5 protein-coding genes are annotated in these 6,168 nt (G+C 39.8%); 4 read left to right on the top strand and 1 reads right to left on the bottom strand.

What is annotated here, in order from left to right:
* Positions 1–203: 203 nt before the first annotated feature.
* The 3 genes from BFU02S_RS14270 (at position 204) to nfsA (ending at position 2,469) form a co-directional block, all read left to right on the top strand.
* On the top strand, positions 204–1,070 hold the full coding sequence (locus BFU02S_RS14270; RefSeq protein WP_066371956.1) for an amidase domain-containing protein: 867 nt from the start codon (positions 204–206) through the stop codon (positions 1,068–1,070).
* A gap of 40 nt (positions 1,071–1,110) precedes the next feature.
* On the top strand, positions 1,111–1,602 hold the full coding sequence (trmL, locus tag BFU02S_RS14275) for a tRNA (uridine(34)/cytosine(34)/5-carboxymethylaminomethyluridine(34)-2'-O)-methyltransferase TrmL (RefSeq protein ID WP_066371959.1): 492 nt from the start codon (positions 1,111–1,113) through the stop codon (positions 1,600–1,602).
* A 117-nt stretch (positions 1,603–1,719) separates the two neighbouring features.
* Positions 1,720–2,469, top strand: coding sequence for an oxygen-insensitive NADPH nitroreductase (nfsA, locus tag BFU02S_RS14280; RefSeq protein WP_066371961.1), 750 nt, complete (start codon positions 1,720–1,722; stop codon positions 2,467–2,469).
* Between the two features lie 598 nt (positions 2,470–3,067).
* Here the strand turns inward: nfsA and BFU02S_RS14285 are convergent.
* Positions 3,068–3,436 carry a Gp49 family protein gene (locus BFU02S_RS14285; protein ID WP_066371963.1) on the bottom strand — a complete coding sequence of 123 codons (369 nt, stop codon included), beginning with the start codon at positions 3,434–3,436 and terminating at the stop codon, positions 3,068–3,070.
* A gap of 732 nt (positions 3,437–4,168) precedes the next feature.
* Here BFU02S_RS14285 and BFU02S_RS14290 point away from each other — a divergent pair.
* Positions 4,169–6,064, top strand: coding sequence for a PrkA family serine protein kinase (locus BFU02S_RS14290; RefSeq protein WP_066371965.1), 1,896 nt, complete (start codon positions 4,169–4,171; stop codon positions 6,062–6,064).
* The last annotated feature ends 104 nt before the right edge of the window (positions 6,065–6,168 follow it).

The following is a 6,168-nucleotide window of genomic DNA, read 5'->3' on the forward strand; positions in this document are numbered from 1 at the left end:
ATCTGTCTGAAGCAGAGATCACTTTGAACAGTATTGAAAAAACCAACAAGAATCTTGTCTGAACAAAAGCCCATTTCGGATAGAATTGATAAAACCAATGGAAAATCTGTCCCGAATTAACGATCCTAAAGATCCCGGCAATCACAAAGGTTTTGATTTATATCCTCCTTTCATAAGTATGTAAGGAAAGGAGTGAAGTGTGAATGCGTGAAGCTCTTCAGAATTTATTTGAAAATCGGGTGCAGCAATTTGTCAACCCCTACCAGAGGCATCATGACACTTTTTTAAAGGCAGAGCGAAAGCTGGAAACAGCCGCGAAACGATCGGCTGATATAGTAAAAGTAAGTATAACTGGGAATATAATCGAGAAGAGTCGTGAGGATGAATTTGAAACAGTAAAATACAATGCCCATTATAAGTATTTCATTAAACATAAGAAAAATTTTTATCTAGAAGAAGAAGTCGAAGAACGGTTAGCGAAGTTTTATAAGGGATCATTGATCATGGATGAGGAGATTACGCCAAGGTCAGTTCAAGTCGATTCAACTGAAACAAATGATGACAGCAGAGAAGAAAGGTTAAGCTACCAATATGATCGCTTAAGAGCGGTCCAATACGCAGAACGCTGGTGGAACAGCTATAATCCTGCTTATAAAAAGTTTGAAAATGATTGCACTAATTTTATCTCGCAATGCCTCCGCGCTGGCGGGGCGCCCATGAGAGGGTACCCGAAACGAGATGCAGGATGGTGGCTGCAAGCACATAATTGGAGCTATAGCTGGGCGATTGCCTATTCATTGCGTTTATATTTAGCTCATTCAAAGCTCGGTTTACGGGCAAAGGAGGTCGCGAGTCCGGACCAACTCTTATTAGGAGATGTCATTTGTTATGATTTTGAAGGGGATGGAAGGTTCAACCATAATACGATTGTGACAGGAAAGGATGCGGATGGGATGCCGCTTGTGAATGCTCATACGTATAACAGTCGGCAGAGGTATTGGGCCTATGAGGATTCCTCCGCCTACACCCCCAATATTAAATATAAGTTTTTCACAATAGTGGATGGATAAATCTTCTGAATGGTATAATGGCAAGGTAGAGGTGAAATTCATGTCCATACACGTAGTACTATTTCAACCGGAGATTCCTTCCAATACGGGGAATATTGCCCGCACATGCGCTGCAACGGGTGCCACCTTGCATTTAATCCGACCTTTAGGATTTTCCACAGATGACAAAATGCTCAAACGCGCCGGATTGGATTATTGGGAATTTGTAAAGATTAATTATTATGATTCGCTTGATGAATTCTTTGAAAAGAATGCCGGCGGACAGTTTTTCTTTTTAACGCAATTAGGCGACAAGCCATATAGTTCGGTTAATTACAGCGATCTTAATACAGATTACTATTTTGTATTCGGCCGGGAGACGACGGGGTTGCCAAAGGATCTTCTAGCCCAAAATAAAGAGTTTTGTTTACGGATTCCAATGAACGACAGTGTCTGTTCGTTAAATCTATCGAATACAGTCGCTATTTTGGTTTACGAGGCACTGAGACAGCAAGATTATCCCAACTTAAACAAAATTGGGCCTAAATGGTAGGCTCAATTTCGTTTACATAAGCAATGTATAAAAGTTGAAAGGGTCTATAACGCGTAAAGGAAAAGAAAAAACCTATCTCGATAGTTAAGAGCACCTATAAAGAAGGGGAGAAATTCCATGAACAAAGTAATCGAAACCATTCTAAACCATCGTTCTCTCCGCCAATTTGAGGATAAGCCGTTAACAGATGAGCAAATTAAGACGATTGTTTCTTGTGCGCAGGCGGCATCTACATCAAGTTTTATTCAGGCATATTCCATCATTGGGGTCACAGACAAAGACAAGAAGAAAAAGTTGAGTGAACTTGCCGGAAATCAGGAGCAGGTAGCCAAGAATGGACATTTTTTCATCTTTTGCGCCGATCTTTACCGCCATGCCCTTATCGGCGAACAAGAACAGAAAAATGTGATCCCATCCATCGAAAGTACAGAAAAATTTATGGTGGCATTGATTGATGCAGCATTAGCTGCGCAAAATGCTGCTATTGCTGCGGAGTCCATGGGACTTGGAATCTGTTATATTGGCGGGATCCGCAACCAGCTTGAAGAAGTGAAAAAACTGCTGAACACCCCGGAAAGAGTGATTCCGCTGTTTGGACTTGCGGTCGGGTATCCGACTAATATAACGGGAACAAAACCGAGACTGCCTTTTGAGCATATTTATCATGTGAATGAATACCAGCCAAATAAAGAAGAATACCTAAACCAGCTCAAAAAATACGACTCGGTCATCTCCAGCTACTATGAGGAAAGAACAGGCGGTAAACGCAAAGACCGCTGGACAGAACAAATGGCCATCATGCTGGAAAAACAAAGCAGAATGTATATGAAGGAATTTGTCCAAAAAAATAAACTTGATTTACGCTAAGAAAGCGCCGAAACTAGACAAATTTTCAAGTACTTTCTTTCATAAATTCACAGGAAAAATTTAGCAATCGTATTTTGAGCATTAGCCGCCGTACTAAACAATGTACGCTTCAAAAACAAGTTTAGAGTAATCCAAACCCCCAGTATTTTAAATGGTGCTGGGGGCTTTCTCTTTCGGATTTCGTAAGGTACGGCTTATGGTGGAAACTATATCAAGGGAAAATCGTAAATATTACGCATATTTCTGTATATTATTATATTTTACAATTAGTGGTATAGTTTGATATTGCTGTTTGTCTACATAATGAAACTTCTTTGATAAATAAAGAAGATATAGTAAGATTTACTCATTTAACAAGTGGTAATGTGGAGTATTTTCCTACTTTTCGCGTTGATCAAATGCCTTATGGGGGAGTAAGGGGGGCGGTATGGGAAAAGAAGGAATCAAGTTCGTCATAGAAGAAATGACAGAGCTTAAATTAGTTGTATTCAATCAGAACCGTTAACAACTTCGGATGAAAAAGGCAGCCTTTCGCTGCCTTATGATATTAAATTACGCTAAGACAATTTTTTAGCTCCTTCAGGATGCCTGGAAATGTCTATGTTAATAATGGACCCAAAGCTACAATGGCTCGTTTTAGTGCTTGTTCATATGCTTTATCTTTTCCAATCACAGTACGAAAATCCTTAACATCTCGAACTGTTGAGCGTCCTTCTATTTCATATCCATTTTCAAATATTAAAAGACATATTGTAGTCTTATCGCTCATTTGATGGAATTTCTTTGCGACGATCATTTCTTCTAATTTAATTCGCTTATCATCTTTAATCCCAACATGCCTTGGATAATGTGTTACGATATGGTCATATATATGATCATTTTTACAAGTAACGATAAGAATTTCTTCTCCTTTATGTTCTAAGTGACTAATTTCACCACATTTAGGACATATACTATCAATAAACATTATGAACCCTCCCTTATAGGCATTTCTCAAGGTTGATATTTTCGAAAAATTCAATAAGAATTCTTTCTTTAATATAGCGATTCAATGAGAAATAATCAATGCAAATTTTTTGCCATCTGTAAGCAGTAGTTGCATTTATCGTTCAATTCTAATTAGCTTAAAAAACCAGTTCCGCTTGGAACTGGTTTTAGAATATATCCCACTTTATAATGTTGTGATTATTTGCGAAATTTCACACGTTTTTCAAATCCATTCAAGCCTTCCAAAAACGCATCAAACCCGCCAAAACGGCGGGTTTTTTCTTAAAAGTAAAGAAAGTATAAATTTAGACTTCGAGAATTGTCCAGCGCAAGCGTCCTAGCCCCTCGGGACAAAAACCAGATGCACTAAAAGTCCAAAAACCAGACTTTTAGTGCTGAAGAACATTTGACCAAGGCGCTTGCGCTTTTCTTACTTAACATTCGGTTTATCGTTATATCCTGAGGTGAAGATAGCAACTAAGAAGGCGATGATGACGACTAAAATAAGAAAAAGTGACATCGGCTTATGTATCCCCCTTCTTTAATAATTTAACGACTTCACTTGCATATAATTTATTATAGCCTAACTTTCCAAAATGAAAAGGGGAAGTTGGGATTATTTTGCAACAAAACCAACTTCATCAGCATGTTCAATTGACAAAGTGCATACAGTATATTAATCGTTCCTGATTAAATACAGGGGGAGGGCCTTATGGATATCTTAAAAAAAATCGAAAAATTTAGGGAAGACGAGGAAAAACTGCGCTGGGAAGGGACATTCGCGGACTATTTACAGTTGTTAAAAGAAAAGCCATGGGTTGCGCAATCAGCACATTCACGCGTATATAATATGATCAAGGATGCAGGGATTGAAGAAGTTAACGGGAAGAAACAGTACAAATTCTTTAGTAATGAATTATTTGGTTTGGAAGAAGCATTGGAGCGGCTTGTGGAAGAATATTTCCACCCCGCAGCCAAACGGCTCGATGTCCGGAAACGGATTCTGTTGTTAATGGGGCCTGTCAGTGGGGGGAAATCAACCTTGGTGACGATGTTAAAGAGAGGGCTTGAGAAATATTCACTTTCCGATCGTGGGGCTGTGTTTGCCATTAAAGGCTGCCCGATGCATGAGGATCCATTGCATTTAATCCCTCATCATTTGCGTGAGGATTTCTATCGGGAATATGGAATCAAGATTGAAGGAAACTTGTCACCGCTTAATATGATGCGCCTTGAACAGGAGTATCACGGCAGAATTGAAGATGTGTTAGTCGAAAGAGTCTTTTTCTCAGAAGACAAACGCGTCGGCATTGGAACATTCAGCCCATCTGATCCGAAATCACAGGATATTGCTGACTTAACCGGCAGCATTGATTTTTCCACAATCGCCGAATATGGTTCTGAATCCGATCCACGTGCCTACCGGTTTGACGGAGAATTGAATAAAGCGAACCGTGGAATGATGGAATTCCAAGAAATGCTCAAATGTGACGAGAAATTCTTATGGCACTTGTTATCGTTAACACAGGAGGGAAATTTCAAAGCAGGACGGTTTGCCTTGATTTCAGCTGATGAAATGATTGTTGCACACACGAACGAAACTGAATACCGCTCGTTTATTTCCAATAAGAAAAATGAAGCTCTTCATTCACGGATTATTGTCATGCCGATTCCGTATAATTTAAAGGTTTCCCAAGAAGAGCGGATTTATGAAAAAATGATCAAAGAAAGTGATGTTGCGGACGTTCATATTGCCCCGCATACACTTCGGGTGGCAGCCATGTTCACGATCTTAACCCGTCTGAAGGAGCCGAAAAAAGGCGATATCGATTTAGTGAAGAAAATGCGTCTATATGATGGGGAAAGTGTCGAGGGCTTTAATCTCGCCGATGTGGAAGAATTGAAAAAAGAGTACACGGATGAAGGGATGAGCGGTATTGACCCGCGCTACGTCATCAACAGGATTTCATCCACCATTATTCGCAAGGAAGTGCCGTCGATTAATGCGCTTGACGTGCTAAGATCGTTGAAAGATGGTCTTGACCAGCATCCGTCTATTACAAATGAACTTCGCGAACGGTATATGAATTTCATTTCCATTGCCCGCAAAGAGTATGACACCATTGCCAAGAATGAAGTCCAGAAAGCATTTGTTTACTCTTATGAAGAATCCGCGAAGACCTTAATGAACAATTATTTAGATAATGTTGAAGCTTATTGCAATAAATCGAAGCTGCGTGATCCATTAACAGGAGAGGAAATCAATCCGGACGAAAAACTGATGCGCTCCATTGAAGAACAGATCGGTATTTCGGAAAATGCCAAAAAAGCCTTCAGGGAAGAAATTTTAATCAGAATTTCTGCCTATGCGAGAAAAGGCAAGCGGTTTGACTATAATTCCCATGACCGCCTGCGTGAAGCGATCCAGAAGAAGCTGTTTGCCGACTTAAAGGATGTTGTCAAAATCACAACCTCAACGAAAACACCGGATGAACAGCAGTTAAAGAAAATCAACGAGGTTGTTGCCAGGTTAATTGATGAATATGGCTACAATTCCACATCTGCAAATGAATTACTGCGTTATGTTGGAAGCTTGTTGAATAGATAACTCTTCCAAAGGACTGGCAGGATCTCTCCGCCAGTCTGTTTTTTTCAAAGATTGAAGTATAAATCTTAACTTTGAAAATTGTCCAGCGCAAGCGGCCTAGCCCC

It is taken from the genome of Neobacillus fumarioli NBRC 102428, assembly GCF_001591485.1.
Lineage (GTDB): Bacteria > Bacillota > Bacilli > Bacillales > Cytobacillaceae > Neobacillus > Neobacillus fumarioli.

Excerpts from the sequence above, each read along its gene's own strand:
- BFU02S_RS14270 (WP_066371956.1), top strand. The coding sequence starts at position 204 with ATGCGTGAAGCTCTTCAGAATTTATTTGAAAATCGGGTGCAGCAATTT.
- trmL (WP_066371959.1), top strand. The coding sequence starts at position 1,111 with ATGTCCATACACGTAGTACTATTTCAACCGGAGATTCCTTCCAATACG.
- nfsA (WP_066371961.1), top strand. The coding sequence starts at position 1,720 with ATGAACAAAGTAATCGAAACCATTCTAAACCATCGTTCTCTCCGCCAA.
- BFU02S_RS14285 (WP_066371963.1), bottom strand. The coding sequence starts at position 3,436 with ATGTTTATTGATAGTATATGTCCTAAATGTGGTGAAATTAGTCACTTA.
- BFU02S_RS14290 (WP_066371965.1), top strand. The coding sequence starts at position 4,169 with ATGGATATCTTAAAAAAAATCGAAAAATTTAGGGAAGACGAGGAAAAA.